General features: G+C 32.1%; 13 protein-coding genes. 12 read left to right on the top strand and 1 reads right to left on the bottom strand.

Annotated elements, in window-relative coordinates; translation table 11 throughout:
• From FLACOL7796_RS23290 to FLACOL7796_RS23235, 12 genes are all read left to right on the top strand, one after another.
• On the top strand, nt 1–1,335 hold a 1,335-nt coding region (locus tag FLACOL7796_RS23290; protein WP_173973163.1), incomplete at its 5' end, for an LIC_10190 family membrane protein.
• The gene (locus FLACOL7796_RS23285; protein ID WP_173973162.1) at nt 1,328–2,092 is read left to right on the top strand and encodes a TIGR02757 family protein; all 765 of its coding nucleotides are present in this window, start codon (nt 1,328–1,330) and stop codon (nt 2,090–2,092) included. The genes FLACOL7796_RS23290 and FLACOL7796_RS23285, both read left to right, overlap by 8 nt.
• A 116-nt stretch (nt 2,093–2,208) precedes the next feature.
• Complete coding sequence (locus tag FLACOL7796_RS23280; RefSeq protein WP_173973161.1) at nt 2,209–2,964, top strand: LytR/AlgR family response regulator transcription factor; 756 nt, start codon at nt 2,209–2,211, stop codon at nt 2,962–2,964.
• Nucleotides 2,942–5,968, top strand: coding sequence for a sensor histidine kinase (locus FLACOL7796_RS23275; RefSeq protein WP_173973160.1), 3,027 nt, complete (start codon nt 2,942–2,944; stop codon nt 5,966–5,968). The genes FLACOL7796_RS23280 and FLACOL7796_RS23275 overlap by 23 nt, the downstream gene beginning before the upstream one ends.
• 102 nt (nt 5,969–6,070) lie before the next feature.
• Nucleotides 6,071–6,694: a hypothetical protein gene (locus FLACOL7796_RS23270; RefSeq protein WP_173973159.1), complete on the top strand. Its 624-nt coding sequence runs from the start codon at nt 6,071–6,073 to the stop codon at nt 6,692–6,694.
• A 190-nt stretch (nt 6,695–6,884) separates the two neighbouring features.
• Entirely contained in the window at nt 6,885–7,433 is a 549-nt protein-coding gene (locus FLACOL7796_RS23265; RefSeq protein WP_173973158.1) for a DUF6252 family protein, read from the top strand.
• A 365-nt stretch (nt 7,434–7,798) separates the two neighbouring features.
• Entirely contained in the window at nt 7,799–8,860 is a 1,062-nt protein-coding gene (locus FLACOL7796_RS23260; RefSeq protein WP_173973157.1) for a HEAT repeat domain-containing protein, read from the top strand.
• Nucleotides 8,857–10,293: a glycosyltransferase family 2 protein gene (locus tag FLACOL7796_RS23255; protein ID WP_173973156.1), complete on the top strand. Its 1,437-nt coding sequence runs from the start codon at nt 8,857–8,859 to the stop codon at nt 10,291–10,293. The genes FLACOL7796_RS23260 and FLACOL7796_RS23255 overlap by 4 nt, the downstream gene beginning before the upstream one ends.
• Nucleotides 10,294–10,296: 3 nt before the next feature.
• The gene (locus FLACOL7796_RS23250) at nt 10,297–11,556 is read left to right on the top strand and encodes a YaiO family outer membrane beta-barrel protein (RefSeq protein WP_173973155.1); all 1,260 of its coding nucleotides are present in this window, start codon (nt 10,297–10,299) and stop codon (nt 11,554–11,556) included.
• 68 nt (nt 11,557–11,624) lie between these two features.
• Nucleotides 11,625–13,775: a DUF4838 domain-containing protein gene (locus FLACOL7796_RS23245; RefSeq protein WP_232067438.1), complete on the top strand. Its 2,151-nt coding sequence runs from the start codon at nt 11,625–11,627 to the stop codon at nt 13,773–13,775.
• A gap of 10 nt (nt 13,776–13,785) precedes the next feature.
• Nucleotides 13,786–14,154, top strand: coding sequence for a response regulator transcription factor (locus FLACOL7796_RS23240; protein ID WP_173973154.1), 369 nt, complete (start codon nt 13,786–13,788; stop codon nt 14,152–14,154).
• Between the two features lie 109 nt (nt 14,155–14,263).
• A complete protein-coding gene (locus tag FLACOL7796_RS23235) occupies nt 14,264–15,616 on the top strand; it encodes a DEAD/DEAH box helicase (protein ID WP_173973153.1) in 1,353 nt (450 codons plus the stop codon).
• Between the two features lie 132 nt (nt 15,617–15,748).
• On the opposite strand, the gene FLACOL7796_RS23230 is transcribed toward FLACOL7796_RS23235, so the two are convergent.
• The gene (locus FLACOL7796_RS23230) at nt 15,749–16,861 is read right to left on the bottom strand and encodes a lactonase family protein (RefSeq protein ID WP_173973152.1); all 1,113 of its coding nucleotides are present in this window, start codon (nt 16,859–16,861) and stop codon (nt 15,749–15,751) included.
• Between the last annotated feature and the right edge of the window lie 196 nt (nt 16,862–17,057).

Raw genomic sequence — 17,057 nt, 5'->3', positions numbered from 1 at the left:
GAATCCTATTATATTCAAACTATAAAATGGATTAATGAGTATGGTTTTATAAAAGGACTTGCTAATTTACACTTGTTTCTAGGACAAACTAGTGGCTGGCACGTGACGCAAAGTGTTTTTAATTTTTCTTTCCTGTATAAAAATTTTAATGACCTAAGCGGTTACTGTCTTTTACTGGGAACATTTTTTTCAATTCAAAAATTAAATGATTTTTATACAACCAATAATAGAAATTATCTTGTCGTTGGATTGCTTCCTTTGTTCAATATTTTTCTTTTTCAATTTATAAGCGCTCCTTCTCCTGATGTTCCGGTTTATATTTTTTCGATTATACTGTTCTTCTACTTTTTAGAAAATTTTAAAAAACCAACACCCGAAGTATTTTATCTGATTGTAATTTTAGTTCTTTTTTTGGTTTACATCAAAAATACTATGCTAACTTTTGGGATAATTCCTATTATTTTATTGACTTTACATTTTAAAATTTTTTCAAAAAAATTATTAATACCCATATTACTGACCACTTTAGTCATTTCCCTTTTTATTATAAAAAACATGATTATTTGTGGGTCACCGATCTTTCCGTCTAAAAGTTTTAATAATTTATCGATGGTTTACGCCATCCCGGATGCTATTGAAAATTTTTACTATGATTCAATCAAACATTATGGTTATGCTGTTACTGCTCAGCAATATAATTCAATGTCGTCTTTTCATTTATTTTTAAAATGGTTAACGCTTCCAAAACTTCATGGTCTTTTCAATTCGTTAATTATTTTTCTGATCATTTTGGTTCCATTCTTTATCTATAAATTTCAAAATAAAAAAAGTCTCTGGATACTTTATATAGTTATGGTTTTGCAATTGGTTTTACTTTTTATGACATCACCACAATATCGTTTTTTCATGAATTTTATACTATTCTTTTCTCTTTTTTGTTTTGCTTGTTTGATTCAGAATAAGAAAATAATTAACTCATTATTAGCGCTGTCACAAGTACCTGTGATTATTGTATTATTTATCTCCGTAAACTTTAATGGTTTTTCTAATAATACTTTTATGCAAAAATCTAGTAATTTCTCGATTAGCAATATTGTCTTTCCGCATACAAACACAAAAAACAATACTAACTTTATTACGGTGAAACTCGGAAATCTTAATTACAACTCACCTATAAACAACGATTTCTTTTGGGGAAATGGAGATGGTGCTTTACCTTGCGTAAATAAAGATCAAATTGAATATTTCAAGAAATATTTCAATACTGTTCCGCAAATGCGAACAAACGATTTAAAGGACGGATTTTACGCCAAAAAACTTTCAGGCAATGAATAAATTAGAACTCAAAGAATTTCTCGACGAAAAAGTCATTCAATATAACAATCAGGATTTCATAGACAGTGATCCTGTACAAATTCCGCATTTATTTTCTCAAAAAGAAGACATCGAAATCGCCGGTTTCCTAAGCGCAACAATTGCCTGGGGAAATCGTAAAATGATTATCAAAAACTCCCATCAAATGATGGATTTAATGGGCAATACACCCTATGATTTTGTCATGTCACATACTGACGACGATTTAATCCGACTTGAAGATTTCGTTCACCGAACCTTCAACGGAAAAGATTTTTCAGGATTTATAAAAGGATTACAGCACATTTATAAAAATCATGGCGGACTGGAAGCTGTTTTTGCAAAACATCAGGAAAAAGACAGTTTGCAAAAAAGCATACACGAATTCAAGAAAATATTCTTCGAAATCGATCATTTGCCCCGAACGCAAAAACACATTTCAGATCCGTTAAACAATTCCGCAGCAAAAAGAATCAACATGTACCTGCGCTGGATGGTTCGACAAGATACAAAAGGAGTCGATTTAGGTATTTGGAAAACCATTTCGCCCGCTTTATTATCCTGTCCGCTAGATGTACATTCAGGAAATGTTGCCCGAAAATTAGGCATTCTTACCCGAAAACAAAACGACGGAAAAGCCCTGAACGAATTAGATCTTAAACTCAGAAAAATGGATCCTCTCGATCCCGTAAAATATGATTTTGCTTTATTTGGATTGGGCGTTTTTGAAGGATTTTAAACGCACAAGCTATCAAAGAAAAATATAGAATTGTGTTACTTTACGGTTACCATCGATTTCAATACGTTTACTAATTCATCCTTCTGAATTAACTAAAATATTTCTACATTTATCGAATGATTAAAACCATTATTGTAGACGATGAATACAACGCGAGAGAGTTTCTGGAAAAACTTTTAACCCGTTATTTTCCTGATAAATTTCTCATTCTCGAGAAATGTGAAAGCGTTGATGAAGCAATTACGGCCATCGAAAAATACAATCCCGAATTAGTATTTCTCGATGTTCAGATGCCTAATAAAAATGGTTTTCAGCTTTTTAAAGAGTTGAATAAAATAAAATTCGAAGTCATTTTTACCACCGCGTATTCAGAATTTGCCATCGATGCTATAAAATGCAGCGCTTTGGATTATTTATTAAAACCAATTAATTATATCGATTTATTGGAGACCATTAAAAAATACGATCAAAAACAAAACAAAGCATCTCAGGAAGAAAAACTACGATTACTTTTAGAAAATATTGATACAGGAAGCTCAGCTTACAACAGGATTGCATTACCAACAGAAAACGGATTTGAGTTACTAAAAACCAATTCTATCTTATATTGTGAAGCGGATAGTAATTACTGCAAAGTTATTTGTTTAGACGGTAAAAATATTGTTTTATCTAAAACCTTAAAATATGTCGAAGAGTTGCTTCCTGCTTCTATTTTTCAAAGAATCCATAAATCATATTTAGTAAACCTTAATTACGTTACCCGATTTAATAAAACAAATGAACTCCTTGTTGAACTTAGCAATGGAGAAACTTTACCTGTCTCTGTTAGAAAAAAAGAAGAATTTATAAATGCTATCATTCAAAAAAAGTAATCTATTATTTATTCTGTTTTTTATTGTTGAGACCACTTTTTCGCAACAATTTCCATCAAAGAATTTTTCTACAATTGATGGACTGCCTAATAATAGCATTTATTCTATCTACAAAGACACTCGCGGTATTCTTTGGGTCGGAACTGCAAATGGATTATCAGCCATCCAAAACGGTGGAGTAAAAAATTACTCCACTTCAGACGGTCTAGCGCATAATAGTTGTTGGGCTATTGCAGAAGATGGCAATCATAATATGTGGTTTGGAAGTCACGGTGGAGGTTTGAGTTTTTATAATGGTAAAAATTTCGAAATCATAAATCAAAAAAAGGGATTGATTAATGATAAAATCAGAAGGTTATTTATCTACAAAAACCTTCTCTACATAGGGACTGAATTCGGGATTTCAGTTCTCGATATTAAAACCCATAAAATTATTTTTAGCCACAAAATTATCGGATCGAGGAACCTCTTTCAGGTCATGGATTTTGTTGAGATAGATTCTCAGATATATTTTGGCACTTTTAATGATGGCTTTTGGCGAGTAGATTTGGCAAAAAAAAGTATCAAATTGATCAATCATAAAGAGCAAGATATTTTTTCAATCCATAAAAAAAGTGATAGTCTTTATATTTGTCATAGTGATCATATCAATAATGCGATAAGCAAGATTAGTATAAAAGATTATTTATCAAATAAAGATGCTAATCTGCATTTTGGGAGTAGTGTCTTTTGGAATTTTGCTACAGATAAACGAGGTATAACCTATATTGCAGGCAACGGAATTAACTTTGCAACAGGCGGTATTTATAAAGTAATCAACAATAAAATAATTAATCTTAATGATGCTTTCGGAATTGAAAGTTTTGAAGTTTGGAGTCTATATTATGATTCTAAAACAGACAATCTGTATGTAGGGACAATAAATAAAGGATTGTTTAAAATCGATTTAAAACAAGAAATAAAATATTACCCAGCTTCTTTTCATAAAAAATCAAAATTAGATATTGTTTCTCTTGCAAACTTTAAAGATCAAAACTTAATTTTAAACAAAGCAGGATTACTTTTTCTGAAAAAAAACAAAATCACTACTGAAATATCTAATCAAAAGTTTTACGATTTTGCCCGATTTAGTTTCAGAACAAATCCTAAATTATCACAATACGAATATTTTGTTTCTTTTTCAAAAACCAGATTAGAGGCGTTTGAATTAAGAGGCCTTAAAATCATTAATTCGATTATTTGGGTAAATTCAACTATAGGATTGTTTGGGATAAACACTGACGGAATAATCAAGGAATATTATCCCTACTCAACCAGTGCTTTTGATTTTACAGATCATAATAAAATAATCTTTCAGGTCGCTTATGGCAAATTTTGTGAAGTTGAAAACTTTAGAACCAATTATGCTTTTAAGCGCTATGAATCTAATAATGTAAACAATCCAAAAGATGCTTTTGCTATTTTACCATTAGCAGGCAAATACTATGTAGCTTCATCAACTAATGGACTGTATAGATACGAAAACGGTAAATTTTATTCTTACTACTTCAATAATATTTGGAAAGAAAATGAAATCGTACAAATCAAGATCAATGACAAAAAAGAGCTTGTAGTTGCCAATTCATTTGGAGATATTTTTATTATTGATGTTTTAAAAGGTTTTAAAATCATCCATAAAATTGACCGAAAACTATTAAATGGCAATTCGATTTCGTTTATAGAATGTTATCAGGATTATTTATTTATAGGAACAGAAAAAGGATTAAACATATATAAAAATGGTACTGTTCGATTGATTGATGAAGAACAGGGATTAACAGCTAAGACTTTTACTTCGTCAAATATTTTAGGAACTATTTTAACGATCGGAACACAAAACGGCTATTTTGAATTTGATTTTAAAGATTATATTGTTTCAAAACACACTTCGAGAAAAATAAAAATTACAGGAATAGATGTCAATTTTGAAACCATCAATCAAAATCACTTTAAATGGCTGAGTTACAATTCTGATCAGATAGTACTCCCTTATAACAAAAATACAATATCGATAAATTTTGAACCCCAAAATGCCCAATATCCCAATAAACTAAAATACCGTTATCAGGTTATAGGATTATCCAATTCTAATTGGAGCAAATGGACAAAAGACAAGACTATTAATTTAACTTATTTACCAAACGGTAATTATATAATAAGATTAGAAACGAAGGATTTATTTTCGGGCGAAATATCTTTAAATGATATATTTAAAATTCAAATAACACCACCTTTTTGGAAAACATGGTGGTTCCTGGGAGGAAGTTGTTTACTAATTTGCATTTGTGTTTATTTCATTTATATCAATCGTATCCGTGCGGTAAAAAATCAAGAACGTAATAAAGCAGAAATTCAAAAACGTTTTGCCGAAACCAAAATGGAAGCTCTTCAAAGTCAGATGAATCCTCATTTTATTTTTAATGCTATGAATTCTATTCAGAACTATATTATTGATAATAATACAGATGATGCGTTAATGTATATGGGCGAATTTTCGAAAATAATCCGTCAGACTCTTAATAATTCATCCGCTCAAAGAATTGCATTATCTGATGAAATAGAATATTTGCAATCTTACATAACATTAGAAAATATGCGATTTAAAAACCAGGTTGCATTTGAGCTAATTATCGATGAAAATTTAGATTTATTTGAAACTGAAATCCCTCCAATGCTTATTCAGCCCTTTGTTGAAAATGTATTTGTTCATGCCTTTGATTCCCGATCTTTAACCCCTAAACTAACTATTTCTTTTAGACAACAAGATAATTATCTTTTTTGTGAGATTATCGATAACGGAAAAGGAGTTCAATCAGGAAACGCAAACAAACTTCATACTTCAAAAGGAATAGATTTAGCAAAAGAACGTATTGCTTTATTTCAATCAGATAATTCTAATCCAATTGTTATTTCTTCCAGCCAAAATGAGGGTACCACGGTAATTCTCAAACTTCAAATTCTTTAATTAATTACGATTAATCAGTAAATGTATACGGGAACTAAGTGTCCCAAAATTCAACATTCCGTTAAATTATTTTTGATTCATATTAATACTAAAAGCAATATGATGAATAATTTAAAATTACTTGTAAAAATTTCTGTATGTTCCTTAATCCTAATTCTATTTGGCAGTTGTAGCAGCTCTGACGAAAATGATTCAAATTCAAATGAAGATTTATTTTTAAAAATAAATATATCCGGTACAACTTTCAATAGTGAAGGATTATATGCAACCGGTTTTGGTAGTCAGGATAATTGTAGCAATACTGGTGATTTATTTTTACAGTATGTTGGTGAGGTAGAAAATTCAGCCTTATATGTCGAAGTTAGTCTTGCTCATTTTGAAAATCTTGATGATTATGCAAATGCACAAAAAAATAACATACTTACGACAAGAATAACAGATACAAATAGTGTCTGGACATTTTCAACAGACGGAATCGATAGTGATTTTTGCAATCTAAACAATGACTTAAGCATTGTATACGAAGACAAAAAGACGAATACTTATTTAAATCTAAAACCAAACAGTCAAAGTACACACAAAATAACTAAAGTTGATTTTGTATCTGAAGATTCACAATCTAAATTCTACATCATCGAAGGAAACTTTACTTGTACTTTCATCAATAAAAATACCGATGTGCCTGTTAGCGGTAATTATAGAATTAAAATCGAAGTTTTAAAATAAAACATACACTTTGATCCTAAAAATAAAAGCTAATAATTGATTCATTCAACCTAAAAAACTATTCATAAAAGAATAGTTTTTTTATTTCATTTAACGATAAATAAAGAATTAGATACGATAACTAATTCTCGTTTTTTCGATTTTTCAATTACAATATTTTTGAATTTTATTAATCAAAACAAAACCCTAAATGGAAAATTTTAAACGTATTTGCCTTGTAGTTCTAGCACTGGTTTTATTTACGAACTGTAGCAGTGACGATAAGGAGGACAATAACTCAGACAACGATACAACACCTAGAATGACATTAAAAATCAATGATATTGATTATAGAGAAAGTGTTGGCGAAGCATTTGGTGAAGCCATACACACTCTTTCCTGGGATAAAAAAGAAAACTTTAATGGCACTTTTAGTTATTCGATTTATGGTTTTATTGAAGGAACGAATAAACACGACTATATTGAAGTTATTAGTTTTGATTTGGGTCAAAATATTCAAACTAATCAGGTTTTTGACAGCAACAATAAGAACTTTTCTGCTTATGTTCTTTTCTTAAATAAAAGATTTGATTTTGAAGACGGAGTAGCTACAGGACAGTTGAAAATAACCTACTTTGATGGAAAAACAATGAGTGGAGAGTTCTCTTTCAATAAATTAAGATCTGATTATGTTAGTATGCCTTTTATTAACATTACAAAAGGTGTATTTACCCATATTCCAATAAATTCTGAATTATAGTCTAAAAAAAGTCGGAACATGCTGAAAAGCGACTTAAAACAGAAGTAGGTATAAATTAAATTTTAAAAATTATGGCAACTGTTAAAGGAAAATGTGAAAAATGCGGAAAAACTTATGGCTATTATGCGAACGAAGATTCTGCCAGACATAATGTAAGTAGACATACTTGCAAAAAGGGTGGCAATTGTCAAGCAGATATTTAGTTTTTTTTTTAGATCCCCAATTAATAAATTAATTGGGGTTTCAAACTATCTGCTAACTTACTTCACAATAGAATTTTCAAAGAATTCAAACCCCAACAACTCCCCCATTCATTAGCTTTATTGCGTTTTTTTTCGTAATATTACTACATAAAGCTATGTTATATGGAACATTTTATAGGTTATATAAAACATTACGCCATTCCTTTATTTGTATTTACAAGTTTATCTCTGGCGCTGGCTTTAATACTAAAAAGAATTCATTATCAGTACACACTACCTTACAGGCACCTTATAATACGAAAATCTGAAATTTTCCTGACAGAGATTACCTTATCAAAACCGGATAAAAATACTTTAAAATATAAAATAGCGAAGTTCAAATCAGAAATTCCGATACATAAAACCTGGTGCAAAAACATGCTCATCGAGGACATGATCAGGATGAAAAGCAACTTAAAAGGTAAGACGGCAAAGAACATTCTTCTTATTTACAAACAACTCGATCTTAATCATTATTCTGCAAGTTTAATTCGGGATTTTAGAAAATATAAAAAACGTGAAGGTATTTATCATTTTCAGGCATTAAAATACAAACCCGGAATTTCGCTCCTAAAAAAATACCTGTTTCATCCGGACAAAATCATTCGGTCGAATGCTAATATTGCTTATTTAGTTTTATCAAAAGGCGATTGGCAGGCCGTAAATAAACTACCGGTAAAAGTCTCCATTATTACAACCATAAAAGTGATGGATGTTTTACATTCAGAAAAAATACCAATTCCGCCCGATATCGATGTTTGGATACAATCAGACAATCCAACCATTCTAAAACTGGCCGTCATGACGATGGTCTTTTACAACTACAGGAACAAATCAGCAGAAATAATTAAGCTTTTACATCACGAAGAAAAAGAATTGCGCATAGACGCTATTATTGCCATTCGCGACCTTTATCTCTTTGAAGCCGAAACTGAATTACTATCATTATTAGAAACCGAAACATTAGAAATTCAACTCGAAATTCTCGAAGCGCTGTCAGCAATAGGCTCAGAAAAAACAATAGATTTTTTAACCCATCAAATTAAAAAAGAAGAAATCAAAGACCTCAAACTTCAAATGGTTTGTTGTTTAAATAACATAGATCCTGCAGGACTTAATGTATTAGGTACAAAAGATGCAGACACACAAAAAATGATCAATCACATTAGAAAACGCCAGTTATGATTCATGATTTTCTATCACATCTTATTCGTGGTTATGATCTTTTTATAGCCTGGTTTTCTATTGCCTATATTTTATTTTACATATTCCTTTCAATACTATCCTATTGGGCCATCATAAAACATTTAAAATATCAGAAATATTTAGACGAAGAAGTGCTGCTTCGCTCGAATCATATTTTGGGTGTTTCGATCGTCGCTCCGGCTTTCAACGAAGGTGTAAACATTGTCTACAACGTAAAATCCTTGCTTTCATTAACATACCCAAAATATGAAATCATTATTGTTAATGACGGAAGCACAGATGATACGCTTGAAAAACTAATTGCCGAATTCGATCTGGTTAAAATTGATTTTTACTATCAGGAAAAAATCATAACACAACCTGTTCGTGGACACTATAAATCGACAAATCCCGTTTATTCAAAGCTATTGATTGTTGATAAAGTCAACGGAAAAAGCAAAGCCGATGCCTCAAACGCAGGAATCAATTCGTCTCAATATCCGCTGTTTTTATGTACAGATGTTGATTGCATTTTAAAAAGAGATACTATTTTAAAACTGGCAAAACCTTTCATGGAAAATGAAACCCGTGTAATAGCATGCGGCGCCGGAATCAGGATTTCGAATTCCTGCGAGATCAAAGAAGGTTTTTTATTTAAAGTGCATTATCCTAAAGAATGGTATCCGCGTTTTCAGGAATTAGAATACGTACGTTCTTTTTTGTTTGGAAGAATGGCGTGGAGTCAAATTAACGGATTATTGCTTGTTTCAGGCGGTCTTGGAATGTTTGACAAAGACATCGTAATAAAAGCCGGAGGATATTGGCACAAATCATTAGGAGAAGACATGGAATTGGTGACGAGAATGAGAAGATATTTGCACGATAATAAAGAGCCTTTTTTAATAAAATACATTCCGGAATCACTTTGCTGGACAGAAGTTCCGAGTACAAAAGAGGTGTTTTTAAGACAACGCATACGCTGGGCACGAGGATTGGTACAAACATTGTATTTGCACAAAGAAATGTTTCTGAATCCAAAATATGGCCGAACCGGTTTTTTGGTATTACCTTACTTTTTTAGTTTTGAATTTTTAGTTCCAATTATTGAATTTATAGGTGTAATCACTTTAATTGCAAGTTTCGTTTTTGGTATGATCGATTACCAATATTTACTGATTATAAGTCTTTTAGTCTACTTGTTTTATCTCTCGATCACGATAATATCCATCTTAATTGATGAGATTTTATATAAAAGTTATGCCAATTACAAAGAGTTACTAATTCTTATTGGTATGGCGGCGCTGGAACCTTTTGTATATCATCCGATCACGGTTTATGCATCACTAAAAGGATATTGGCTCTTCTTTCGAAAAAAAGAACAAAATTGGGGTGTCATGGTTCGAAAAGGCTACACAACCCCAACTAAAAAATAATTGATGATGAAGAACACAACTTTACATACAATTGTATTGATTTGCTTGTTTTTGTTTTCTAACCAAAATAGTAACGCGCAAAAAATAGACACAGATAGTCTTTTAACGGTCATAACTAAAGACATGAAAAGTGCGCGACCTAATTACAAACTTAATATTCAGAGAGGATTATTAGGCAAAAAAATAGCGTCCGATTATATCGATTTTCATTTGGCATTGGGTAGAAATTATGATTTACTCAAAGTAAAAGACAGCGCCCGGTTTTATTATAATTATGTAATTGATAAAAACCCCAAATACGAAGACGCTTTTATTTATCTTATTAATTTAGATTTAGAAGATAAAAATTACACCGAAGCTTTAGAGTTAACCTATAAAGCCATCGAATTATATCCTGATAACAAAACCTTTAGACTGAAACGAATTGCTCTTTATTCCTTGCAAAATGACACTCAAAATGAGGCTAAATATTTAAAATCAATCCGAAAAAAATTCCCTAACGATCCGGACATAGAACAGCATCTTTTTGCTTTATACTCCAAAACAAATATCGATCGTGTGGGTGCCTATTACAACATTACCACAATTGATCGCGAAGGAGTTGGTCCGTGGCATTTGGTCAGTGCCGATTATATGCATCAACGCACTTGGGGAAGTTTGATCGGGAGAGTGAGTTATGCCAAACGACTTTCTTCAGATTTAGTACAAGCCAGCGGACTTCAGTTTGAGGCCGAATCGTATCTTTTTGCCAAAAAAAATAACTATTCTTATATTGATGTTGCTTACAGCAAAGACAGTGCTTTTCCGGAATGGCGCTTGGGATATTCTTATTTTCATAATTTCAACAAAGGCTGGGAAGCTGATTTAGGCGTTCGTTATATCGCCATGCAAGACAACAGCAATCTAAAAACGCTAAACGTTGGCCTCGGAAAATATTTTGGATCGTATTGGGTTAATCTACGATCTTATATTCAAGAAGATAGTCCTTCTTTTACTTTAACGGGTCGTTATTATTATAAAACAAAATACGATTATATTACGGTAATAGCAGGATACGGAACTTCGCCTGATGATCGAACCACAGCTGCAGAATATGACAGACGAAAGTCTTTAAGCTCTTATCGATTAAGTATTGGATTCAATAAACTAATAAGCAATCATTACATCGTAGGGTTCTTAATAACTGATAATGAACAGGAATACACAAAAAACAAATTTCAAACCGAACTTGATTTTGCTTTTTTATTACAATACAAATTTTAAATCTCATGAGAAAAAAGCAATTCCTCTACTTTCAACTTTTCTTTTTTTTCTTATTTAGCTTAAATATAATGGCCCAATCTGAAATTATTATAACCGATGCAAATAAAATTGTTCCCACTTCTGAAAATGCTCAGCAAGCAGCAAGAGTATTAAAGTACTATTTGGATAAAGCATTCGCAAAACCTTTTGAAATTACAGCCGAAAGCCAACAAGAAAGCAATGCATCACAAATAATACTATCAATATCAGTAACTGAAAAACTCAAGCCTAACGAATTTAAGATCAAAAGCGATTCAAAATCGATTTACTTAATTGCGCCAAATCAAAAATATCTTCGTTATGCCGTTTTTACTTTATTAGAAATCTGGGAGTTTAGAAAATTTACTGCTTCAGAAACCTATATCCCAAAGGTAACGCAACTTACTTTTGCAAAAAACACTCAAAAAATACATGAGCCATCATTTGATTATCGGGCACTTTTTTATCCTGATTGTTACGATGAAGATTTTAGGGACTGGCATAAACTCGATTGGCAGGTTGATGATTTTGGTATTTGGGGACATTCTTTTAGCGTTTTGGTTCCGGCTAAAGAATATTTTAAAACCAATCCTAAACTTTTTGCTTTGTACGAAGGCGAACGAAATGCAGAGTCTTTATGTATGAGCAATGATACGGTTGTAGAATTGGTAGAGAAAAAAATGGCTCAGATTATAGCCGAAAAGCCTAATGCTCAATTTTATTCAGTAAGTCAAAATGATGATGTGGTGTATTGCGAATGTACGCAGTGCAAAGCTTTAAATAAAAAACACGACGGACCACAAGGCTCCTTTTATTATTTTTTGAATAAAATTGCAGCCCATTTTCCAAAAACAAAAATTACAACTCTCGCCTATCTTCATACTTTTAAACCTCCGGTTAATTTGAAAATAGAGTCTAATATCTATACTATTTTTTGCCCGATAGAATTGAATCGCGGAAAAGCAATCACATCAGAAAATGCTCCGTCGTTTGTAAAAACGTTAGAAAACTGGAGCGTTACTTCACCTCATTTATTTCTATGGGATTACACCGTTCAGTTTTCGAATTATATGTCACCTTTTCCAAATTTTGAGTCTTTTCAGGGCAATTACAAACTCTTTAAAAAGAATAAGGTAAAAGGATTATTTGTTCAGGGATATTCAGATATTGCGGGAGATTTCTCAGAGTTACGCCAATATCTTTTGGCAAAATTAATGTGGAATACGGATATTGATGTCGAAGCTACAACTGCCGATTTTTTAAGAGGTTTTTACGGAAAAGCAGCTCCTTTTGTGGGCAGATATTTAAATCTTCTCGAAACCAATCAGAAAAAAAGCAATACCTATTTAGATATTTATTCCAGTCCGGTCGATGCGAGAAATACATTTCTAACACCGGAAGCGATGGACCAATACGATCAATTATTAGAACAAGCTTCAGGTGCCGTTGAAAATGATTCGGTTTTGAGTTCCCGAATTCAAAAATTACGACTGGCTTTAGAATATGTTTATTTTGAACAGGCAAAATTTTACGGAAAAAACCAACACGGAATGTTTATCGTAAATTCTAAAGGAGAAAAAATAGTAAGAGAAGGCTTGACAGAAAGAGTTTTAAAATTCACCAAAGCCTGCAATCAATTTGGTATTTACGAACTCAGCGAAGGTGGACTTTCTCCTGATAATTATTATAAAGAATGGCTGGAAATCTGCAAAAATACTGTAACACATTTAGGAGAAGATTTAAAAGTAAGCTTTATTACTCCACCTTCTGATGAGTTTAAAGGCAAAGGAAGTTATGGTTTAGTGGACGGAAACAGAGGGTATAAGGATTTCAACATCAACTGGATTGGATGGTATGAAAATAATCCTGAAATTGAAATCGAAACTAAAAAACTGGATTTTAATATCTTAAAAATAAATTTCCTTAACGATCAGAGACATTGGATCTTTTTACCTAAAAAAATAAAGGTTTATGGTTTTAAAGATCAAAAGTGGCAGCTTCTGCAAGAAAAAATTTGTGACAATTTAACAGAAGACTTTGAAATTACAACAAAATCATGGGAATTTGAAGATCAAAGCTTTAGTAGTTTTGCCAAGATTAAAGTCATTGTAGAAAACCAAACAGCTGTACCCAACTGGAGGAAAAGAAAAAACAAAAAACCAATGGTGATGCTGGACGAAATAGAATTATACAAAAAATGAAAAATTAAACATGAACACGAGTGACAAAAAAATTATGATTATTGATCATGATGACATGACAATCGAAATTCTAAAATTTATTCTGAAAAGAGAAGGCTATAAAATAAGTATAGCCAAAGACGGTATTAATGCCGTAGTAAGAATTCCGACCATTATGCCTGACTTAGTGATTACTAACATTATTATACCGCTTAAATCAGGATTAGAAATCATTAGCTATATCAAACAAAACTTTAAAGATATTCGCGTCGTTGCGCTTTCGGCACTTGGTGAGGAAGAAAATACGGTCGAAGAAGCTTTTGAGTTAGGCGTTGATGATTTTATTGCAAAACCCTTTAATCCAAATGAGCTTTTATTGCGAATAAAACGATTTTTATAGCAATTCAAAGTCGTTTTTTGAGAAATACGAATGCCCCAAACTATCGTAATTTCTAAGAAATACCAATTTTCAGCTATTTATAGCTATATTTGCACAAAATTTAATGCAAATGAGCACTTTCGAAAAATTCAATCTTCCAAAATCAGTACAAAAAGCAATCGACGAATTAGGCTTTGTTACGCCTACTCCTATTCAGGAAAAATCTTTTGCCGTGATTATGTCTGGCCGGGATATGATGGGAATTGCACAAACCGGTACCGGTAAAACATTTGCCTACTTATTGCCTCTTTTAAAATTATACAAATTTACACCAACCAATACGCCTAAAATTGTAATTCTGGTTCCAACTCGTGAATTAGTTGTTCAGGTTGTAGAGGAAGTCGAGAAATTAACCAAATACATGTCGGTTAAAACACTTGGTATTTTTGGTGGGGTAAATATCAATACACAAAAAAAAGCCGTTTACGAAGGTGTCGACATTTTAGTTGGAACTCCCGGTCGTACAATGGATTTAGCGCTGGATGCGGTTATTCGTTTTGATGAAACTCAAAAACTGGTAATTGATGAGTTTGATGAAATGCTTAACCTTGGTTTCCGTACGCAATTAACAGCGCTTTTGGCGATGATGAAAACCAAACGTCAAAACATTCTTTTCTCTGCAACCATGACAGATGAAGTAGATGCTGTTTTGAATGACTTTTTTGATTTTCCGGAAGAAGTAACACTTGCTGCTTCAGGAACTCCGCTTGAAAATATTACTCAGGTTACTTATAATGTGCCTAACTTCAACACAAAAGTAAATTTGCTGAAACATTTATTAGAAACAAACGAAAGCATGGAACGTGTTTTGGTTTTTGTGAATAATAAAAAGATCTCGGATATGCTTCATACCCGAATCGAAGAAGATTTCGAAGGTCAGTTTGGTGTAATTCACTCAAATAAATCTCAAAATTACCGTTTGAGTACCATGGCTGAATTCCAGGAAGGAAATCTACGCGGATTGATCACGACAGATATTATGGCGAGAGGACTTGATATTTCGAATATCTCTCACGTAATTAACTTTGAACTTCCGGAATTTCCTGAATTATACATGCACAGAATTGGTCGTACAGGTCGTGCAGATGCTACAGGAACCGCTATTAGCTTTATCACTCCTCGTGAAGAAGAATTTAAAGTAGAAGTGGAAGTATTAATGAATCAGGAATTGGCAATTGCTGAGTTTCCTGAAGAAGTTGAAATCTCATCAAAACTAATTGAACCTGAAAAAGACAAACAACCGATTAAGTTTTTAATGAAAAAACAAAAACTAACGGGTGATGGTGCTTTTCATGAAAAAGATAAAAAGAATAAAAAAGTAAACCTTGGAGGACCTTCTAAAACTAAAAAGAAAACCCACGGATCTGTCAACAGAAATATGTTGAAAACGAGAGATAAGAAGAGAAAAGACAAGAACAAGTAATCTCTAAAATTCCAATAAAAAAAATCCAAATTCCAAGTTGTTGAACTTAGAATTTGGATTTTTTTTGTCGCAGTTTTCAGTTTCAGTTTTCAGCACTTTTAGGAAACTGAAAACTGAGACTGAGACTGAAAACTAAATCTTGGTAAAAACCAATCCCACAGGCGAACACAACTCGATTTTCTTTCCTGTATTAGTTAGTTTTCCAGTGATTTTATCTCTTTTAAAAATAATGATGTCATTAGTATATTGATGACCAACTAAAAGGTAATTTCCTGTTGGGTCAATAGTGAAATCTCTTGGACCTTTTCCTAAAGTACTTTGTTGCTCAACAAATTTAATTTTTCCGTCTTTCTGAATTTGATAAACCGAAATATTATTAGCATCAACGCGATCTGTTACATATAAAAACTTTCCATCAGGTGAAATTTTAATTGCCGCAGCACCAGTTCCTCCGGTAAATCCTTTTGGTAAAATACTCGTTTCAGCAAGCAGTTTTAAACTTCCTGATTTATCGTAACTAAAAGTAGTAAGCGTTGCATCTAATTCCTGAACTAAATACACAAATTTACCGTCTTTACTAAAAGTTAAATGTCTCGGGCCACTTCCTTTTTTTACATCAACGCTTCCTTTTAAAGTAAGCATTTCGTGGCTTGCACCTGCATTGTATTTATAAATAAAAACTTTGTCCTGTCCCAAATCATTCGACAAAACAAACTTTTTGTCCGGAGAAAAAACAACCTGATGCACATGCGCCTTTTCCTGACGTGCGGCATTTGGTCCTTTTCCTTCATGCTGAATCAATTGTTGACCTTCGGTGATACTTCCGTCAGCATTTTTCTTAAATACTGCGATACTTCCTCCGGAATAATTCGCTACGATCACATTTTTATCGTCATTAATCAAATGACAAGGATCTGCGCCTAAAGAAGAATTTGTATTCAATACTTTAAGTTTACCTGTTGGCGCATCATACGATAATGCTGTTACAGCACTTTGTGTTCCGTTTTCGTTTACTGCATAGACAAATTTATTATTTGCTGAAACCGATACATAACTCGGACTCACCACTTTTTCAGTAGAATTTTTTAATTTGAAATCACCTGAAGCTGCATCAAATTCGTAAACATAAATTCCTTTACTATCGCAAGTATTCGTGTAAGTCCCTACCAGCAAATTAAATTTATTCTGAGCTTGTGAAGTTGTAAAAGCTAACGCTGAAAAAAGCAGCATATATAATCTTTTCATAGTTTTTTATTTGTTTTTTGAATACGCTAAAATACTCAATAATATCGTTCGCAAACTCATTTTTTGTTACAAAAGAAATTACAAAAGTTACATTATTCAAACTCGTTGCTAACTTTTTTAAACCATATAAGTGATATAAGTTCATTTAATTTTTTTTCCATTACATTTTACTTATATCTCTTACATTACTTATATG

Source organism: Flavobacterium bizetiae (assembly GCF_902804475.1).
Taxonomy (GTDB): Bacteria; Bacteroidota; Bacteroidia; order Flavobacteriales; family Flavobacteriaceae; genus Flavobacterium; species Flavobacterium bizetiae.
Note: the sequence above shows the minus strand (reverse complement) of the source record. Positions and strands in the feature narration are given on the sequence as shown.

Bases quoted from the DNA above. Each gene is read 5' to 3' on its own strand.
- FLACOL7796_RS23275 (WP_173973160.1), top strand. From the start codon at position 2,942: ATGCTATCATTCAAAAAAAGTAATCTATTATTTATTCTGTTTTTTATT.
- FLACOL7796_RS23285 (WP_173973162.1), top strand. From the start codon at position 1,328: ATGAATAAATTAGAACTCAAAGAATTTCTCGACGAAAAAGTCATTCAA.
- FLACOL7796_RS23245 (WP_232067438.1), top strand. From the start codon at position 11,625: ATGGCCCAATCTGAAATTATTATAACCGATGCAAATAAAATTGTTCCC.
- FLACOL7796_RS23230 (WP_173973152.1), bottom strand. From the start codon at position 16,861: ATGAAAAGATTATATATGCTGCTTTTTTCAGCGTTAGCTTTTACAACT.
- FLACOL7796_RS23250 (WP_173973155.1), top strand. From the start codon at position 10,297: ATGATGAAGAACACAACTTTACATACAATTGTATTGATTTGCTTGTTT.
- FLACOL7796_RS23270 (WP_173973159.1), top strand. From the start codon at position 6,071: ATGAATAATTTAAAATTACTTGTAAAAATTTCTGTATGTTCCTTAATC.
- FLACOL7796_RS23280 (WP_173973161.1), top strand. From the start codon at position 2,209: ATGATTAAAACCATTATTGTAGACGATGAATACAACGCGAGAGAGTTT.
- FLACOL7796_RS23240 (WP_173973154.1), top strand. From the start codon at position 13,786: ATGAACACGAGTGACAAAAAAATTATGATTATTGATCATGATGACATG.
- FLACOL7796_RS23235 (WP_173973153.1), top strand. From the start codon at position 14,264: ATGAGCACTTTCGAAAAATTCAATCTTCCAAAATCAGTACAAAAAGCA.
- FLACOL7796_RS23260 (WP_173973157.1), top strand. From the start codon at position 7,799: ATGGAACATTTTATAGGTTATATAAAACATTACGCCATTCCTTTATTT.
- FLACOL7796_RS23255 (WP_173973156.1), top strand. From the start codon at position 8,857: ATGATTCATGATTTTCTATCACATCTTATTCGTGGTTATGATCTTTTT.
- FLACOL7796_RS23265 (WP_173973158.1), top strand. From the start codon at position 6,885: ATGGAAAATTTTAAACGTATTTGCCTTGTAGTTCTAGCACTGGTTTTA.